Annotated in this window: 18 protein-coding genes and 1 riboswitch; of the genes, 11 read left to right on the top strand and 7 right to left on the bottom strand. The window is 39.0% G+C overall.

Going from position 1 to position 17,123, the window contains the following annotated elements:
• Positions 1 to 3 precede the first annotated feature (3 nt).
• The 3 genes from MKX47_RS16945 (at position 4) to MKX47_RS16935 (ending at position 5,179) form a co-directional block, all read left to right on the top strand.
• A complete protein-coding gene (locus tag MKX47_RS16945) occupies positions 4 to 858 on the top strand; it encodes an SGNH/GDSL hydrolase family protein (RefSeq protein WP_340776545.1) in 855 nt (284 codons plus the stop codon).
• A gap of 100 nt (positions 859 to 958) precedes the next feature.
• Positions 959 to 2,119: an exonuclease SbcCD subunit D gene (locus tag MKX47_RS16940; RefSeq protein ID WP_340776542.1), complete on the top strand. Its 1,161-nt coding sequence runs from the start codon at positions 959 to 961 to the stop codon at positions 2,117 to 2,119.
• A 6-nt stretch (positions 2,120 to 2,125) separates the two neighbouring features.
• Positions 2,126 to 5,179 carry an SMC family ATPase gene (locus tag MKX47_RS16935; RefSeq protein WP_340776539.1) on the top strand — a complete coding sequence of 1,018 codons (3,054 nt, stop codon included), beginning with the start codon at positions 2,126 to 2,128 and terminating at the stop codon, positions 5,177 to 5,179.
• A 43-nt stretch (positions 5,180 to 5,222) separates the two neighbouring features.
• On the opposite strand, the gene MKX47_RS16930 is transcribed toward MKX47_RS16935, so the two are convergent.
• Together MKX47_RS16930 and MKX47_RS16925 are read right to left on the bottom strand one after the other, a co-directional pair.
• Positions 5,223 to 5,351, bottom strand: a complete 129-nt coding sequence (locus tag MKX47_RS16930) for a hypothetical protein (protein ID WP_340776537.1) — start codon at positions 5,349 to 5,351, stop codon at positions 5,223 to 5,225.
• Positions 5,352 to 5,419: 68 nt separating this feature from the next.
• Positions 5,420 to 5,746, bottom strand: a complete 327-nt coding sequence (locus tag MKX47_RS16925; protein ID WP_340776535.1) for a DUF4870 domain-containing protein — start codon at positions 5,744 to 5,746, stop codon at positions 5,420 to 5,422.
• Between the two features lie 117 nt (positions 5,747 to 5,863).
• A riboswitch (TPP riboswitch) is annotated at positions 5,864 to 5,973 on the top strand.
• Positions 5,974 to 6,079: 106 nt separating this feature from the next.
• Here MKX47_RS16925 and thiT point away from each other — a divergent pair.
• Entirely contained in the window at positions 6,080 to 6,640 is a 561-nt protein-coding gene (gene thiT, locus MKX47_RS16920) for an energy-coupled thiamine transporter ThiT (RefSeq protein WP_340776531.1), read from the top strand.
• A 355-nt stretch (positions 6,641 to 6,995) separates the two neighbouring features.
• Complete coding sequence (gene map, locus MKX47_RS16915; RefSeq protein WP_340776529.1) at positions 6,996 to 7,748, top strand: type I methionyl aminopeptidase; 753 nt, start codon at positions 6,996 to 6,998, stop codon at positions 7,746 to 7,748.
• Between the two features lie 51 nt (positions 7,749 to 7,799).
• Here map and MKX47_RS16910 read toward each other — a convergent pair whose 3' ends face one another.
• Entirely contained in the window at positions 7,800 to 8,777 is a 978-nt protein-coding gene (locus tag MKX47_RS16910; protein WP_340776527.1) for a papain-like cysteine protease family protein, read from the bottom strand.
• Between the two features lie 288 nt (positions 8,778 to 9,065).
• On the opposite strand from MKX47_RS16910, the gene MKX47_RS16905 reads away from it, so the two are divergent.
• On the top strand, positions 9,066 to 9,923 hold the full coding sequence (locus MKX47_RS16905; protein WP_340776525.1) for a polyphosphate kinase 2 family protein: 858 nt from the start codon (positions 9,066 to 9,068) through the stop codon (positions 9,921 to 9,923).
• An 82-nt stretch (positions 9,924 to 10,005) separates the two neighbouring features.
• Positions 10,006 to 10,563, top strand: a complete 558-nt coding sequence (locus MKX47_RS16900) for a GNAT family N-acetyltransferase (protein ID WP_340776524.1) — start codon at positions 10,006 to 10,008, stop codon at positions 10,561 to 10,563.
• 42 nt (positions 10,564 to 10,605) lie between these two features.
• On the opposite strand, the gene MKX47_RS16895 is transcribed toward MKX47_RS16900, so the two are convergent.
• The 3 genes from MKX47_RS16895 to MKX47_RS16885 all read right to left on the bottom strand — a co-directional run bounded on the left by MKX47_RS16895 (position 10,606) and on the right by MKX47_RS16885 (position 12,912).
• Positions 10,606 to 11,169, bottom strand: coding sequence for a beta-class carbonic anhydrase (locus MKX47_RS16895; RefSeq protein ID WP_340776521.1), 564 nt, complete (start codon positions 11,167 to 11,169; stop codon positions 10,606 to 10,608).
• Between the two features lie 168 nt (positions 11,170 to 11,337).
• On the bottom strand, positions 11,338 to 11,541 hold the full coding sequence (locus tag MKX47_RS16890; protein WP_340776518.1) for a hypothetical protein: 204 nt from the start codon (positions 11,539 to 11,541) through the stop codon (positions 11,338 to 11,340).
• Positions 11,542 to 11,676: 135 nt separating this feature from the next.
• Complete coding sequence (locus MKX47_RS16885; protein WP_340776516.1) at positions 11,677 to 12,912, bottom strand: aminopeptidase; 1,236 nt, start codon at positions 12,910 to 12,912, stop codon at positions 11,677 to 11,679.
• A 198-nt stretch (positions 12,913 to 13,110) separates the two neighbouring features.
• On the opposite strand from MKX47_RS16885, the gene motA reads away from it, so the two are divergent.
• The 4 genes from motA (at position 13,111) to MKX47_RS16865 (ending at position 16,760) form a co-directional block, all read left to right on the top strand.
• Positions 13,111 to 13,911, top strand: coding sequence for a flagellar motor stator protein MotA (gene motA, locus MKX47_RS16880; protein WP_340776512.1), 801 nt, complete (start codon positions 13,111 to 13,113; stop codon positions 13,909 to 13,911).
• The gene (gene motB, locus MKX47_RS16875) at positions 13,895 to 14,659 is read left to right on the top strand and encodes a flagellar motor protein MotB (RefSeq protein WP_340776510.1); all 765 of its coding nucleotides are present in this window, start codon (positions 13,895 to 13,897) and stop codon (positions 14,657 to 14,659) included. Before motA ends, motB begins: the two co-directional genes overlap by 17 nt.
• A gap of 104 nt (positions 14,660 to 14,763) precedes the next feature.
• A complete protein-coding gene (locus tag MKX47_RS16870) occupies positions 14,764 to 15,855 on the top strand; it encodes a carbohydrate kinase (protein ID WP_340776508.1) in 1,092 nt (363 codons plus the stop codon).
• On the top strand, positions 15,852 to 16,760 hold the full coding sequence (locus MKX47_RS16865; RefSeq protein WP_340776505.1) for a pseudouridine-5'-phosphate glycosidase: 909 nt from the start codon (positions 15,852 to 15,854) through the stop codon (positions 16,758 to 16,760). The genes MKX47_RS16870 and MKX47_RS16865 overlap by 4 nt, the downstream gene beginning before the upstream one ends.
• Before the next feature lie 61 nt (positions 16,761 to 16,821).
• Here MKX47_RS16865 and MKX47_RS16860 read toward each other — a convergent pair whose 3' ends face one another.
• Entirely contained in the window at positions 16,822 to 17,043 is a 222-nt protein-coding gene (locus MKX47_RS16860) for a DUF1128 domain-containing protein (protein WP_340776502.1), read from the bottom strand.
• Between the last annotated feature and the right edge of the window lie 80 nt (positions 17,044 to 17,123).

Raw genomic sequence — 17,123 nt, 5'->3', positions numbered from 1 at the left:
GTGATGCGTAAGTGCTTGTTCGCGCTATTAATTTGTTTAATATTACCAACACAGGCTATGGCCAATGAACGTGAAGTCTATATCGCACTCGGCGACTCATTAGCAGCCGGGCAAACACCCCATTCACAAATTGATGCGGGCTACACGGATTTTATTGCAATGCAGCTTCAAAAGAAAGGAAAGCTCGCTCATTTTACAAAGGAGCTGACTTTCCCTGGATATCGTGTAAGCGATGTGAAAAATACCGTTCAGTCTGAGCGAGCCGAGCGATTACTTCAAGATGCCACGGTCATTACGATTTCTGCGGGGGCTAATGATTTATTGCCATTAATCGCGCATAATCCGCAGCAAGGGACAGTAAATTTTTCGCAGCTTCAAGCAAATTTTGCGTTAAATAATGTGCGTGAGGAAATGGCGCAATTGCTACAGCTTGTGCGTGAAAAAGCGCCCAAAGCAGATGTGTATGTAATGGGCTATTATTTCCCTTATGTTAGTGTGCATCCAGAGCAGCTCCAAGGGGCAACTGCAGCGCTACAATTATTGAATACGATATTGGCGCAAGTGGCAGAGCAAGCGGGCATGAACTTTGTGGATGTATATGAACGCTTCGATGAAAATCGAGCGAATTATTTACCAAATAAGGGAGATGTACATCCCAATCAGCATGGCTATTTACTAATGGCTAATGCGATGCTACAAAGCTATAGTGGGGATAATTCGCTTCAATTACAAGCAAATCATTTACCAGTCCCAAATCCAAAAAGCTTTGAACAAATGCTTGAGCAGCGTGAGTCATTTCAAAGTACTGCAAGAGCAGCCGTTCATAGTAACAAAACACCCATTGCCATACATGTTTAAAAAAACACCACAAATTACGAATATTTGTTCGTATATTGTGGTGTTTTTGTTGGCGCTCATGTACACTAAAAATAATAGCTTTTAAAAGGAGGCGTCATTCATGAAAATCTTTCACACAGCAGATTGGCATTTAGGAAAGCTTGTACAAGGGGTATCGATGACAGAGGATCAAGCGTATATCCTACAGCAGTTCATCAATGAAATTAAAATTGAAAAACCAGATGTCATCATCATTGCAGGGGATTTATACGATCGTTCTGTTCCACCAACAGAGGCCATTCAGCTTCTAAATAAAACATTAAAGCAAATTTTAATTGACGAAAAAACACCGATTGTTGCCATTGCAGGGAATCATGATAGCGCAACACGTTTAAATTTTGGTAGTGATTTAATGAAGGCAAGTGGCTTACATTTGGTTGGACATCTTGAAAATGACATAGAGCCAGTGATTCTGGAGGATGAATTTGGCGAGGTGCATTTTTATTTAGTACCATTTGCAGAGCCATCCACAGTGCGCATTCTTTTTGAGGATGACTCCATTACAACGCATGAGGCAGCGATGGCTAAAATTATTGAACATATTAAAGGCAAGCTTGATCCGACAAAGCGCAATATTATAGTAGGACATGCCTTTATTACGAAGGATGGTATGCCCGAATTGAACACGAGTGATTCGGAGCGCAAACTAACGATTGGCGGTACAGAATGCATCAATTCCGCATTGTTTGAGCCATTTTGCTATACCGCGCTTGGTCATTTACACCAGGCCCATTTTGTTGCGAATGAAACGATTCAATATTCAGGATCCCCACTGAAATATTCAGAATCAGAAGTGACACATAAAAAAGGCTTTTTAATGCTCGAGCTCGCACAGGATGGCACGGTTACGGTAGAGAAAAAGTTATTCGTCCCGAAACGTGAAATGCGTATCGTAAAGGGTGTTTTAGATGATATTTTACAACATCAAAAAAGCGATGATTATGTATTTGTGAAGCTAGAAGATGATGGCTACGTGAAAGGGGCGTCAGAGCTTGTGCGTACGGTATACCCAAATGCCTTGCACATAGAGCGTGTAGCCGTTTTTGCCCAAATGGATCAGCAGTCTGCAACGATGAACCGTGTACAAATGGACGATTCAGAGCTGTTTGAACTGTTTTATTGTGAAATGACAGGTAAAGAGCTCACAGCAGACATCAAGGAAATTTATACGAGTGTACTGCAGCAATTACTTGAAAATGAACGAGAAAAGCAGGAGGTGTAATGTAAATTGAAGCCATTAAAATTAACGATGACGGCATTTGGTCCGTATAAAGACAAAGAAATCATTGATTTTACACAGCTACATGAACACGGGATTTTTGTCGTTTCAGGGTCAACAGGTGCGGGGAAGACAACAATCTTTGATGCGATTACATTTGCGCTCTATGATGCAGGTAGCGGTGAGGATCGGGACAAGTCTTTATTTTTGCGAAGTGATTTTGCAGATAGCACAGTGGATACTGAGGTAGAGCTAGAGTTTGAGGTGCGCGGTCGTATGTACCGTATTTGGCGTAAGTTTGGCCATGATGGTGAAAGGGCAAAGCGTGAATTTTATGATATTACAGGCGGTCAAATGACACCAGCCGTAGAAAAATTCCAAGTAAAGCTTGTGCAAGCAAAGGTGGAGGAATTGATTGGTTTAACGCAATCACAGTTTAACCAAATTGTGATGCTGCCTCAAGGTGAGTTCCAAAAGCTTTTGACATCGGAGTCGAAGCATAAAGAAGAAATCTTCCGTAAAATTTTCAAAACCGAGCGTTTTACAAAAATGGTCGAGCTACTGCGTGATAAAAAGAAACAGGCAGAAAAATTGTACGAGCAAGCCCAAATGGAGCAGGAGCATACCATTCAAGAAATAAAAACACGCTTACCTGAACGTGAATCCGCGTTATTTGCCGCAATTCAACAGGATGCTATAAATATGTATCAAATAAAACAGGGGCTTTTAGAAGAACAAGGCTTTTATGAGCAACAATCAACCGAGCTTTTACAGCAATATAATCAGGCCAATAAACTTGCAACAACGCTCAATTTGCAGTTCAGTGAGCAAAAGCTTATTAACGAACGAATCGAACGCTATCGACAGCGTCAAACCGAGCTTTTACATTTACAGCAACAGAAAAATGAAATGGCAACACAGGAACAGCGATTACAGCTTGCCCAAAAAGCGAATCAAATTGAGCCGTTAGAGCGCGAATTATCCAAGCTAAAAGCACAACTTCAGGCTGAGACAGCAGCAGTAGAAAAGGCTAATTTAGAGGCCGAACAAGCCAAGCAGCAGCTCATTAAAGCAACCAATGCCTACGAAACCGTGCAAAAAGATGAGTCATTATTAGACAAGTATACGAAAAATATTACACAGCTTGAGCAGTTAATTCCGGTTTATGAAACAATTGATATACAGCGTAACCAGGTCGAGCAGCTAAAGGCACAACAGCTTAAAGCACAAACATTATATGAAAATTTACAGATTGAATTAGTCGAATTAAAGCAGCAGCAACAATTGCAACAACAGGTAGTAACCGAACTTGAGCAGGCAATCGCACAGTATGAATCAATATTTGAAGCACACGCCACAGCTGCCCGTAATGTCGAGCTCGTAAAAGAATCCGCAAAGCTGCGCATGAATGTGGAGAGGTTAAAGGCAGATACATTGTCTAAGCAGCAACAAGCAACAGATGCCGATCAAGCCTTACAAGCAGTGGAGCAACAAATTCGCAGCAATCAGGCCGCCTTTTTAGCCGCTTCATTGCAGCATGGGGATTCTTGTCCAGTATGTGGTAGCACCGAACACCCGGCAATCCATAATCGTGAGCTGCTTCATGTGGATGACAAGCAGCTGGAGCAATTGCGGCAGCAAGCGAATACCGCCCGTCAAAGCTTTTATCAAGTTCAGTCCAAGCTTGAAATCGAGCAGCAACTATTTGCTGAAAAGCACAGTCAACTACAGCAGCAACAATTGCAGCTAGAGGCATTAACACAGTATGAAGAGCAGCTACAACGATTAGCAGCGCAACTAGCCGATTTACGAGGAAGGCAACAGCGATTAACAACTGAGCGTACCCAGCAAGAACAACTCAATGAAAAGCGTGAAGTAATCCAAGGGCGTCTTGAAAAAGGCCAGACATATGTTCAAGAAGTCCAGACACAGCTCGCGCAGGAAAAGGGGAAGCTGGAGCAAAGTGAGCTATCCTTGCTACCGCAATTTACCATGGTCACTGACGTTCAAGCAGCCTTATCCAATGAGCGCCAGCAGCATCAAATATTAAAGAATGAATTAAAGCGAGCGTTCGATACATTGCAACAGGCACAATTACAGCAAAACTCCAGTGAAGTCAATCAGCTGCATGCGGTGAATCATTTATCGGTGAAGCAGCAGGAACATGAATACGCGCAACAGGTCTTTACAACAGCACTACAAAAGGAAGGCTTTTCATTAGAAAGCTATCAGCAGGCCTTGTTAACGGAACAAGTTCAGCTTCAAATTCGCCAATTGCTTGAAGCGTACAGGCAACAGCTGCATACATTAACGGTACAAATTGCTGAGGATCAGGAGCAGCTTGAAGGGAAGCAGCTCGCTGATTTAACAGAGCTACAGCAGCAAATTACAACATTGAATAACGAACAAGATGAGCGCTATGCAACGATGAAACAAGCAGAATCCTATGCAACACAATGCCAAACAACATTACAAAAGCTTGAACAATCCGCACACCATCTTGAAAGCTATCAAGTAAAATTACAGCAAATGGAGCATGTTTATGATCTAGTGCGTGGTCAAAATGAAGCAAAGATTAGCTTTGAGCGCTTTGCTCAGATTGGTTATTTAGAAAAAGTAACGCATGCAGCAAATGAACGCTTACGTATTTTATCAAATGGTCAATATTTCTTGAAATCTACTGGTCGTAAAGAGGGCAATGCGCAGAGTGGCTTAAGCATAGATGTGTATGATAGTAATACAGGACAAACACGTGATGTGAAGACATTGTCAGGCGGTGAAAAATTCAATGCTTCCCTATCCTTAGCACTTGGAATGGCGGATGTTATTCAAAGCGTACAGGGGAGTGTGCATATTGATACAATGTTTATCGATGAAGGCTTTGGTACGCTGGATGAGGAGGCATTACGCCGCGCAATTGATATATTAATCGACCTACAGCAAACGGGACGACTAATCGGCATTATTTCGCATGTTGCGGAGTTAAAAGCAGCAATGCCTGCGATTTTACATGTGAAAAAGCTAAAAGAAGGTCATAGTACAACTGAAATTATTGTGAAATAAATAAAACGAAACGCGCCAACAGGGAGAAGGCACGTTTCGTTTTTTATTGCCTAGGAGCTCGTGTTGTGGTTGTTTTTTTAGATGCTGAGCGATTATCGAGAACCTTTTTTATAATAGGATAAACGATGGGACCGTATTTAATAGCTGTTTTAATAACTTTATTTAATTTCATCAATGACACTCCTTACTTTTGCGGAAATTATAGTAAAAATATACCCAATAGGTAGGCTAACTTAAACCTTAGCGCAATACTTTAATCGCTTGTACAAGATTCCAAATCGCAATTCCAAATGAAAGAACAGCTAGTATGATAAAACCAATAAAAATCCAACCTTCAAAAAAGTAATTGGTTTCGTAAGCAATACCGTCTGTAAAGGCAAAGATTATAAAGAAAATAAAGTAAATAATGCCTAAAACAATGGGAATTAACTGTGAGATGAAGGCGCGTTTATTATGATGTTTGACAGCATCCTCTTTGGCTACAAAGAAAATGATAAGTGGTAATACGAATGGTGCGAAATAAAAGCTTAAATAGCCAAGTGCACTTAATCCTTTTGATTGATCCATGAAAATTCACTCCCTTTTATACAACATACGGATTACGAGCGTAATAGTTTCAAAGAAAGCGGTTGAAAATTGTAATAATTTTCGCTACAATGAGTGTGTTCAAACAATAGTATCGAGATGTACCACAAGGGGAGCCGATGAAGTCGGCTGAGATTGCGCACGGATATTGCGCTGACTCTTTGAACCTGTAAGTTAGTACTTACGTAGGGATGTGGATAGAAGCCGACTGTTCAAGCAATGGTTAGGAATATATCCTAATGATTGCTTTTTTGCTGTTCTATTCTATTCCTTCTTTAACTTCTGTTGCATCGGAAAAAAGAAAGGAGCTTTGTTATGGACAAGAAAAAATTATTAATGATGGTGGAAATCGCAATATTCGGCGCCATCGGGATTGTATTGGATCAATTTTCATTTACATTATGGGCACAAGGTGGTTCGATTAGCTTTGTGATGGTACCAATCATGTTAATGGCGATTCGTTGGGGATTACCTGCTGGACTGGCGACAGGCCTTATTATTGGCGTATTACAAATGATGTTTGGCGCATATATTGTGCACTGGTTACAGGCGATTTTAGATTATGGTCTAGCCTTTACAGTAGTCGGATTGGTCGCAGTAATTCGTAAACCATTACTACAGGCCGCAAAAGATTTAAATAAAACGAAAATGGGCATTTATATTGTGCTCGGCGCGTTATTAGGTGGGACATTACGCTTTATTTCGCATTTACTTGCAGGAGTAATCTTCTTTAAAGAATATGCTGGCGATGATAATGTGTGGATTTATTCGATTATTTACAATGCCTCATACATGTTACCAGCAACAATTCTGACGGCGTTAGTTGCTGTATTATTATTCACAACAGCACCAAGATTATTACAAACATTCAAATAAGTACAAAAAGGTGTAGTTCAAATTGTGAACTACACCTTTCTTTTACTTTACACTTTATTTTTATACTTTGCGCCTTATATTTTTACTATAGATGTAGAAAAATGTAACTGTAGCGATTAAACCAACTACATCATAAAGTCATATAGTATAAAGAATGCTTCCACGATTGAACCAAATGACTGTTTGATGGAAACCAGATGCTGCTGAAGATATAATTTCAGGAAGGTGCTAAAGCGTCTTTTTTGCTCTTAGGTTATCCTACGCAAACAGTCGTTGTAATCAAGCATTTATTCGTACAATGAATTTTATGTGTGTTATAGTTAAGGGTAGAGATTTAAGAGGAAGGAAGTTACACATGATTGTTACAACTCAAGAGGAAATTCAAGCGTTTAAAAAAATCGGACGTATTTGTGCTGAAATTCGTGAAGCGATGAAAGCTGCAACAGTGCCAGGAGTTACGACGAAAGAATTAGATGAAATTGCTGGCCGTATGTTTGCAGAGGCAGGCGCTATTTCAGGTCCAAAAGGTGAATATGATTTTCCTGGATATACGTGTATATCAGTCAATCACGAAGTTGCACATGGTATTCCAAGTAATAAGGTAATCCAAGAAGGGGATCTGGTCAATATCGACGTATCTGGTTCATTAAATGGCTATTTCGCAGATACAGGAATTTCCTTTGTAGTAGGTGAAGGCTTTGAAGAGAAAGAAAAGCTTTGTGCGGTAGCTAAATCTGCTTTTGACCGTGCAATGACAAAAGTAAAAGCTGGTTCAAAGTTAAATCAAATCGGTAAAGCGGTTGAGCGTGAAGCCTATGCAAATGGCTTAACAGTCATTTTGAACTTAACGGGTCATGGCTTAGGTAAATCTTTACACGACGCACCAAACCATGTGTTAAATTATTATGATCCAACTGATGGTCAACTAATGAAGGAAGGTATGGTATTGGCAGTAGAACCGTTTATTTCTGCAAAAGCCGAACATATCGTAGAATCAGGGGATGGCTGGACTTTTATCACACCAGATAAATCATTAGTAGCTCAAATTGAACATTCGATTATCGTAACAAAAGGTGAGCCCATTATTTTAACTTCTTTGGAAGACTAGTATAGAAAAAACGTGAAGTGCTTGATAAATAAGCCTTCACGTTTTTTTATCTTATTTATTATAATCAACAACGATGTACGGCTGTAACTGATATGGTTTAGGTGCAATATTGCGGTCATTCCACATACCAAACCAACGCTCTAACGGATAGAAATAATAGCCATCTTGTGAATGATCTGAAGTGTCATATGGATCTGCAAAAACGAGTACATCATCACCAATACCAGGTGTACCGTTGTTGTCGTAGCCGATAATAGCTTGCCAATGTCCGCCCCAATCGCCCCATTCAACCATAATAGGACGTTCATTTTCTAAATGAGTCGTTAACCATTTTACGAAATAGCTATCTTTTGCATCGCTTACCCAAGCTTCCGTTGTTTCACTATTTTCAGAAGCATATAAGCTATTCCATAAAAATGTTTCTGGTAAGTTCCCGGTATTTGCTTCGGTAGCTCCAGAATCTGCTTGAATTAAATCCGTTTCTTTAAAATCAGCACGATAGCTAGATTCTACAACTTCAAAGCCTTCTAATCCTGAAAAGAATTCATGTAATTGCGAAACGTCAGAACCATATTCATGGAAGTTGTTTGCTGAGCCAGGTAATGCTCCTTCAACATCTAAATCTGTCATTGCCTTCATTGCTGTGGCGATGTCCATTTCAGTCATTTCTTCAAAACCAAAATGATTTGCCACCATTAATGCAGTAGCTGGACCACATGACCATTCAGTTGTTTGCTGCATCGTTTGGAAGTTTTCAATAATTGTTAAATTGTCATCTGATTTTAAATGATAAAAATCAGGTGCTTTGTAATAGCGAGAGTCTGCGTTGTCGCCTGCGTTTGCGTATGCATCTGCACCGCCTGCTTCATCATAATCTTCGCCTTCAATTGTTTGTGTTTTAACTGCCACAGTAGTTTCGGCTGACGCTTTTGTATCTACTTCTGCCTCCGCGTTATTTTTTGCTTCTTCTTCAGAGCATGCTCCTAATAGAACTGCAGAAAATAAAACTGCTGTAAGGGTTTTTTTCATTTATCACTCCGCCTTTCGGGTATTATGTGTTTTTCACACAAGAAATGATTATATAGTATTTTTTTGCCGTATCTTTCATTTTTCATTTTTAAAAGATAACTTGTTGAAAATAGAAGCAAAGTAGTAAATTTACGAGAAAATATGATAATAAATTTCTCAATGAAACGAGTCAAGAAATGATTTGAAGTGGAGCGCTGTAAAGTACCTTAAATTCATCACAATATCAATTACCATTTCGATGCAATTTCAAGTAAAATGGAAGTAACGATGTTTAGGAGGCTATAATAAATGAAGAAATTAAAAGACTTAGATTTATCATTAGAACTAGACAAAAAAATGTACAAAAAGAAACTTAAAATGCTGCAATATGAGATGCTCAATGCACAGCAGTTTTTATTTAATAACAAAATTGGATTAATTATTGCATTTGAAGGAATGGATGCAGCAGGTAAAGGTGGCGCTATAAAGCGATTAACAGAACGTGTGGACCCACGTGGACTACTGGTAACACCGATTTCTGCACCACAGCCTCACGAAAAGCGCTATCATTATATGCACCGTTTTTGGAGAAAGCTTCCTCAGCATGGGCAAATCGCGATTTTTGACCGTTCGTGGTATGGACGTGTCTTGGTAGAACGAATCGAAGGTTTTGCTACAGAGGCTGAATGGAGCCGTGCTTATGATGAAATCAATGAATTCGAAAAACAATTAACGAATGGCGATTACATCATGATTAAATTTTGGATCCATATTGATGAAGACGAGCAATTAAAACGCTTTAATGAACGTGCACAAGATCCGTACAAAGCTTGGAAGCTAACAGATGAAGACTGGCGCAACCGTGAGAAATTCAGCTTATATAGTGAGGCAGCGGATGAAATGTTTGCGAAGACAGATAAAGAAAATGCACCCTGGTGTTTAATTCCGGGGAATAATAAGTTGTATGCGCGCGTACAAGTATTAAAAGAAGTAATTGCACAAATCGAAAAAGAAGCGACACGTCGGGGTTTACACATTACCAATGTATTACAACCGCATCAGCTAGAGGAAATCGAGGCAGCAAAGCTTGAAGAAGTAGCGACTACAGAAGAGGTTGTCGTAGCGGCAGCTCAAGTGAAAAAGAAAAGAAAGAAAAAATCAAAATAATTTATGGGAAAAGTTTATGCACTCTTGAAGGTGAATCATTGTGAGAAGCCTATTTAAGTTTTTAAAGAAGAAGGAGGGTCCAATGGTACAACTTACAGGTCAACACTGTTCGTTACGTACGTTTACGCCATCGGATGCAAGAGCATTAGCTCAACTGTTAGCAGACAATAAATTTTTTTGGTCTACTTATGAACCGTTGCATCGAGACGAGTTTTATACAGAAGAGGCACAATATAAAAAAATTTTAGAAAGTCTTCAGCTTCTCCAAGCAAATCGGGAATTTTCATTTGGGATTTTTGATCATGAGAGCCAACGACTAATTGGACATATTTCGTTATATTCAATCAAACGTTTACCGTACTCTAGCTGCTTTATAGGTTATTCAATGGATGAGCGTTATATCGGTCGTGGAATTGCAACTGAAGCGGTTCGTATATTGTTGGCATTTGGTTTCAAGACATTAAATCTTCATCGGATTGAAGCGTATGTAGCACCGCAAAATTTAGCATCGGTTAAGGTGTTAGAAAAAGCAGGCTTTAATCGCGAGGGATTACTTAGACAGTTACTATTCATTAATGGTGTGTGGGTTGATCATTATATGTATGCCCTTTTACAAGATGATTATAAAAAGATGAATTAAAAAAACGCGGCTGATACTTTCTTCAGCCGCGTTCCTATTTATTTAAGCCTTATCGCCATCTGTTACTAAATCTAATTTGCCTGTTGCTGGATCGATAACTAAGCCGTGTATTGGTACACCAGCTGGCATTAGTGGATGATTTCTTACTAAATCTACACTTTTTAGGACGCTAGTTTTCACATCACCAAAGCCGCGTAGCCATTCATCTAAATTCACACCAGCATAGTTTAAAACATCAATTGTTTCTTGCTTTACCCCTCGTTCTAACATATGGCCAACCATTACTTCTGGATCTACGGCACTCATTCCGCAATCATAGTGGCCGATAATATATACTTCGTCTGCTTTTAATTCGTATACCGCAACAAGTAAGCTACGCATAATCCCACCGAATGGATGATTGACAATGGCCCCAGCACTTTTGACAACCTTCACATCTCCGTTACGTAAATTCATTGCTTTTGGTAATAATTCAACTAAACGCGTATCCATACACGATAAAATAACGATTTTCTTATCAGGGTATTTTGTCGTTGCATACGCTTCATATTGTTTTTCTTCAACAAATTGTTGGTTATATTCTAGAATTGATTGTAAAGCTGACATAAGTTCTAAATCCCCTTTCGATTTCCTATTATTTTAAAATATATTTTAGATAATTCAAACAAATTGTCACAATTAATGCGAATTTTAATAAAAATAAAGCAAACTTATGTCGAAAAAAGCAAAAAAAAACAACCGTACTTATAAAATAAGAACGGTTGCGAAAAAATTTTAATGATGGTGATGTCCATCGTTTGATTTTTCATTTGAAGCGAATGAACCTGCCTTTGAATCTACTACAACGGATTCTTGAGCTTGTAATCCTATACGTAAATATTTAATGAACATAAATAGAAAAACAAGAAGAACGATAGAGAATCCAAGTACTAACGTGTAGTAATCAGATAAAAATGGATGACGGTGATCAAACATCATAAAAACTCCTCTCTGCAATATAATAAGAATCATTATCCAATTATAACCTAACAATTTGGAACATTGTAGGGGATTTTATGGTTTTAACATAGAATAAATTGTAAATATGGCGACATCTTGAAATTTTGATTTTAATTAGAATGCCCAGTTGCCATTGAGGAATACGGGCTCAGCTGTGCCTGCTTCCGTAATACCATCGATATTCATTTGGTCAGAGCCAATCATAAAGTCCACATGTGTAATACTTTGATTTAAGCCATTTGCTAATAATTCTTCGCTTGACATCGTTTTGCCGCCCTCTAAACAGAACGCATAGGCGCTACCAATCGCTAGGTGGTTAGATGCATTTTCATCGAATAGGGTATTGTAGAATAAAATATTCGATTGTGAGATTGGTGATTGGAATGGAACTAATGCCACTTCTCCTAAATAGTGTGAGCCTTCATCTGTAGCGACTAAGTTTTTTAGAACCTCTTCGCCTTGCTCTGCTTCAACATTTACGATGCGACCATTCTCAAATGTAACTTTGAAATTATCGATAATATTACCGCCGTAGCTAAGTGGCTTTGTGCTTGATACATAACCGTTTACACCGTCTTTATGAGGGACAGTGAACACTTCCTCTGTCGGCATATTGGCCATGAATTCATCGCCTTTTTCGTTGACGCTGCCGGCTCCACACCATAAATGCCCTTTAGGAAGCTCGATTGTTAGGTCAGTGCCTGGTGCAGTATAATGTAATTTTGCATATTTTTTATTGTTTAAATAATCTACTTTTTCGTGCAAGTTATCGTTATGATCTGCCCATGCTTTTACAGGGTTTTCTAAGTCGGAGCGAGTTGCTTTGAAAATGGCATCCCATAGAGCATCTACTTGTTTTTCTTTCGGTAATTCAGAAAATACCTTGCTAGCCCATTGTTCTGAAGGTGCCGCGATAACTGTCCAGCTGATTTTATCGGCTTGTACATATTGTCGATATTTATTTAATGCTACACCTGCTGCTTTTTGAGCTGTTGCGATTTTTTTAGCATCAATACCTGCAAGTAAATCAGGGCTTTGGGAAACGATGCTCATAAATGCTGCCCCTTGTTCTGCTAGCCATTCACGCTCCTGAACTTTCCAAGGGGGGAAGAAATCAAAGCTGTCTTCGTCGGCTAATTCATAGCGAGTGCGTGCAATAATATCATCTGTGTAGTCGACAAATACTTGCTTTGCGCCATTCTCGTAGGCAATTTTGGTGATTTTTTGAACAAATGGTGCCACCTCAATCGAAGCAGCGATGTATAAATATTGATTAGGTTGGATATTGACACCGATTTTTACTGCTAATTCCGCATAATTTGCTAAATTTCTTTCAAAAATTGAGTTCATTTGAATCATTCCTCCGATAATAATTTAAAATATTGGTTTGTTTTGGTACATTATAATCAAAATTACTGAAAAGAACAGAAAAATCCAATAATGCGTCGAAAAATAATTTTTTTGCCTTTATACTAGTGTATAGGAAGTTAATAAAAAATTAAATAGACCGAAATAAGAAAAGACATAGTAATTTGGAGGTAGTACATAATGGATATTTCATCAGTTGTTGGGATAATCTTAGCTTTCGTTGCACTTTTGACCGGGATGGTTTTAAAGGGTGTACCGTTGGCGGCATTAGCAAACCCTGCTGCAATTTTAATCATCATTTTTGGTACAATTGCCGCAGTAACAATTGCATTCCCAATGAAAGAATTAAAAAGAGTTCCAAAGCTTTTCAAGATTTTATTTACAGAAACAAAATTAGCGAGTGATATTGATTTAATTAAAATGTTCTCTCAATGGGCAGATTTAGCTCGTCGTGAAGGCTTACTTGCATTAGAAAGCAAGGCAGCAGAAGTTGAAGATCCATTTTTAAAGAACGGTCTGACATTAGCGATTGATGGTCAAACTGCGGATTATATTCGCGATGTATTAACAGAAGAGGTTGAAGCGATGGAAGACCGCCATACTTCAGGCGCGGGGATTTTTACCCAAGCAGGTACATATGCTCCAACACTAGGGGTGCTAGGTGCGGTAGTAGGTCTAATTGCAGCACTTGCAGATATGACGGATATTGATAAATTAGGACATGCCATTTCAGCAGCGTTCGTGGCAACATTACTAGGTATTTTCACAGGGTATGTTTTATGGCACCCATTTGCTAATAAATTGAAGCGTAAATCAGCTGTTGAGGTAAAACAAAAGAACTTGATGATTGAAGGGATTTTATCTGTTCTTGAAGGAGAAGCACCTCGTGTAATTGAACAAAAATTAGCTTCGTACTTAACAATGGAAGAACGTAAGCAAATTACGGAAAGCGGGGCGGGTGGCCTTGGCAAAGAAGAATAAAAAACATAAAAAGCATGAGGAACATGTCGACGAATCCTGGTTAGTACCCTATGCAGATATTTTAACGCTGCTATTAGCGCTTTTTATCGTACTGTTTGCATCAAGTACGGTTGACCAGACAAAATTACAGCAAATGTCTGCTGTATTTAATGAAATTTTTACAAGTGGCACAGGTGTAATGGAAAATCCAACAGTGATTCAAACACCAAATGGTTCGACGACGGATCTTCAATCAGGTGTTTCAAAGTATATGGAGGATCAGGAGCGTCTAAAAGAATCGCAAAATCGTGTGGACGAGTTTATTGCTATTAATGAATTGGAGCAGCAATTCGAAACAAAAATGACGGATGAGGGCTTACTAATTACGATTCGTGATAGTGTATTATTCGATATGGGACGTGCAGATGTAAAGGCGGAATATGCTACAATTGCCGATGAATTATCACAGCTTTTAGTATTCGACCCACCTCGTAATATCGTAATTACTGGACATACAGACAATGTACCGATCAATACAAATGAATTCGAATCGAACTGGGATTTATCTGTAATGCGCGCCGTTAACTTCATGAAAGAGGTTGTCGCTGGAAATAAAGAATTAGACTCAAAATACTTCAGTGTAAAAGGCTTTGGCGAATATAATCCAATTGCTTCAAACGACACAGAAGAAGGTCGAGCAAAGAACCGCCGAGTTGAAGTACTCGTACAACCACGTGTAACGGAATCAGGGGAAGTAATCGTTGAATAAGAAAGAAGATGACCAAAAGGTATATACTTTTTGGTCATTTTTTTGACATTCTAAAAACAAAAGTTTATAATTATAAACAAATGTTTGTTTGAGAGGTGAGGCTAATGAATGAAAAAGAAAAATTAGTATTCCAACTAATCAAAAAAAACCCGTATTTATCACAGCAGGAAATGGCAGAGCAGTTAGGGATGTCAAGGCCCGCTTTAGCAAATATGATTTCATCATTAATTAAACGGGGTGAAATAATCGGTCGTGCATATGTTTTACCCGAAAAAAATCAATTAATCACAATTGGTGGTGCAAATGTCGACCGAAAATTTACAATTGAAGGCACTACGCAGTTAGGAACATCTAATCCATCATCTGTATCAGAAAGTGTTGGCGGAGTTGCCCGTAATATTGCAGAAAATTTAGGGCGATTAGGAAACTTTGTGTCGCTCTTAACGACATTAGGGGAAGACCATGACGGATTATTAATCGAGCAATCGAGCAATGCGTATATTAATTTTGATTTAGCCCAAAAGATCAAAGAGGAATCTACAGGCTCCTATACGGCCATATTAGATCACACAGGCGAGCTAGTGATTGCAATGGCTAATATGTCGATTTATGACAAGCTAACACCAAGTGTAATTCAGCAATATGAAGCAACATTGCAAAATGCAAGCTGTATCATCATTGATTTGAACTGTCCGCTTGAAACGGTGCAATTTGTGAAGGATTTTGCCGCTCAACGTAATATCACATTGGCAATTATTCCAGTATCCTCGCCGAAAATGTCACGTATGCCGCAAGATTTGCAAGGGGTCAATTACCTCATTTGCAATCGTGATGAGGCAGCAACCTATCTCCAGCAAGAGGTAGAGACATTTGAGCACTATGAGCAGGCAGTGCAAAAATTACTCGAAAAAGGCGTAGAGTATGTGCTGCTGACCTTAGGTGATCAAGGAGTCATGGCAGGACATGCAAGCAATATTACGCATTACAAAGCGATTGTCACGAAGGAAATTGTCGATGTAACTGGTGCAGGAGATGCATTTGTAAGTGCCTTTCTACATGGCATGTTAAACAACGAAACGCTAGAAGAATCCGTTCAGCTTGGATTAATCAATGCCTCAAAAACATTGCAATCTGACAAAACAGTACGTACGGATTTAACAAAAGAAAACTTAACTAATTGGAGGAATTCAAAATGAACCAACATTTATCATATTCTCAAGAGGTATTAGAAGCAAAAGAGAAAGGCTTACCAATCGTAGCATTAGAATCAACAATTATCTCACATGGTATGCCTTACCCACAAAATGTAAAAACAGCGCGTGAAGTAGAACAAATCATCCGTGATGGCGGTGCAGTACCAGCGACAATTGCGATTATTGATGGTCAAATTAAAATCGGTTTATCTGACGAAGAATTAGAAATGTTCGGTAATGCTCAGGGTGTGGCAAAAGCATCTCGTCGTGATATCGGTTACTTACTTGCTACAAAAAAAATCGGTGCAACAACAGTAGCAGCAACCATGATTTGTGCGGAATTAGCAGGGATTGAGCTATTCGTAACAGGCGGTATTGGTGGTGTTCACCGTGGTGCAGAAACAACAATGGACATTTCTGCAGACTTAGAAGAGTTAGCAATGACGAATGTAGCAGTTGTCTGTGCTGGAGCAAAATCAATTTTAGATATTGGACTAACATTAGAATATTTAGAAACAAAGGGCGTACCGGTAATCGGCTATGGCACAGATAAATTACCAGCATTCTATACACGCGAAAGTGATTTCGATGTAAACTTCCGCGCTGATTCACCAGAAGAAACAGCGGCGATTTTACGTACAAAATGGGATTTAGGCTTACGTGGTGGCGCGTTAATCGCCAACCCAATTCCAGTGGAAGATTCAATGGAAGCAAGCTTTATTAATGGCATTATCGACAATGCTTTAGCAGAAGCTGTAGAAAAAGGGATTGCAGGAAAAAATGTAACACCGTTCCTATTAGGTAAGGTAAAAGAGTTAACAGAAGGCAAATCATTAGATGCCAATATCGCATTAGTAAAAAACAATGCACGAGTTGGCGCGAAGATTGCTGTAGAATTAAACAAATAAATGCTATTTCCTGGGGAATAATAAAAAAGCTCGTCGAATTTTCGATGAGCTTTTTTGATGATTATTTTCGTAATGAGCCTAGTTCAGCAACGATTGCATTCATTTCGCTTGGACTAAATGAATCACGTTTCATGACCATCTCGTATAAATATTGTAAATCCTCGTATTTGTTCTCGTCGAATGCTTCCGCTTGCATTGCGTCGCCATTTGCCATACGAAGCTTGTCTTTAATTTGTTCGATCATATAAGCGACATTTTCTTGTGTTGGATTAGTTAAGTCCATAATTGGTTGCCCTGCCTTTCTAAGTATACGAAACCATCATTTCATGCACGGGGCAACTTGTCAACTTGCTTCAGCAAATT

This window comes from Solibacillus sp. FSL R7-0668, assembly GCF_038006205.1.
GTDB lineage: Bacteria > Bacillota > Bacilli > Bacillales_A > Planococcaceae > Solibacillus.
This window is presented reverse-complemented; position numbering and strand designations above follow the sequence as displayed.

Excerpts from the sequence above, each read along its gene's own strand:
- MKX47_RS16945 (WP_340776545.1), top strand. The coding sequence starts at position 4 with ATGCGTAAGTGCTTGTTCGCGCTATTAATTTGTTTAATATTACCAACA.
- MKX47_RS16940 (WP_340776542.1), top strand. The coding sequence starts at position 959 with ATGAAAATCTTTCACACAGCAGATTGGCATTTAGGAAAGCTTGTACAA.
- MKX47_RS16930 (WP_340776537.1), bottom strand. The coding sequence starts at position 5,351 with ATGAAATTAAATAAAGTTATTAAAACAGCTATTAAATACGGTCCCATC.
- MKX47_RS16925 (WP_340776535.1), bottom strand. The coding sequence starts at position 5,746 with ATGGATCAATCAAAAGGATTAAGTGCACTTGGCTATTTAAGCTTTTAT.
- thiT (WP_340776531.1), top strand. The coding sequence starts at position 6,080 with ATGGACAAGAAAAAATTATTAATGATGGTGGAAATCGCAATATTCGGC.
- map (WP_340776529.1), top strand. The coding sequence starts at position 6,996 with ATGATTGTTACAACTCAAGAGGAAATTCAAGCGTTTAAAAAAATCGGA.
- MKX47_RS16910 (WP_340776527.1), bottom strand. The coding sequence starts at position 8,777 with ATGAAAAAAACCCTTACAGCAGTTTTATTTTCTGCAGTTCTATTAGGA.
- MKX47_RS16905 (WP_340776525.1), top strand. The coding sequence starts at position 9,066 with ATGAAGAAATTAAAAGACTTAGATTTATCATTAGAACTAGACAAAAAA.
- MKX47_RS16900 (WP_340776524.1), top strand. The coding sequence starts at position 10,006 with ATGGTACAACTTACAGGTCAACACTGTTCGTTACGTACGTTTACGCCA.
- MKX47_RS16895 (WP_340776521.1), bottom strand. The coding sequence starts at position 11,169 with ATGTCAGCTTTACAATCAATTCTAGAATATAACCAACAATTTGTTGAA.
- MKX47_RS16890 (WP_340776518.1), bottom strand. The coding sequence starts at position 11,541 with ATGATGTTTGATCACCGTCATCCATTTTTATCTGATTACTACACGTTA.
- MKX47_RS16885 (WP_340776516.1), bottom strand. The coding sequence starts at position 12,912 with ATGAACTCAATTTTTGAAAGAAATTTAGCAAATTATGCGGAATTAGCA.
- motA (WP_340776512.1), top strand. The coding sequence starts at position 13,111 with ATGGATATTTCATCAGTTGTTGGGATAATCTTAGCTTTCGTTGCACTT.
- MKX47_RS16870 (WP_340776508.1), top strand. The coding sequence starts at position 14,764 with ATGAATGAAAAAGAAAAATTAGTATTCCAACTAATCAAAAAAAACCCG.
- MKX47_RS16865 (WP_340776505.1), top strand. The coding sequence starts at position 15,852 with ATGAACCAACATTTATCATATTCTCAAGAGGTATTAGAAGCAAAAGAG.
- MKX47_RS16860 (WP_340776502.1), bottom strand. The coding sequence starts at position 17,043 with ATGGACTTAACTAATCCAACACAAGAAAATGTCGCTTATATGATCGAA.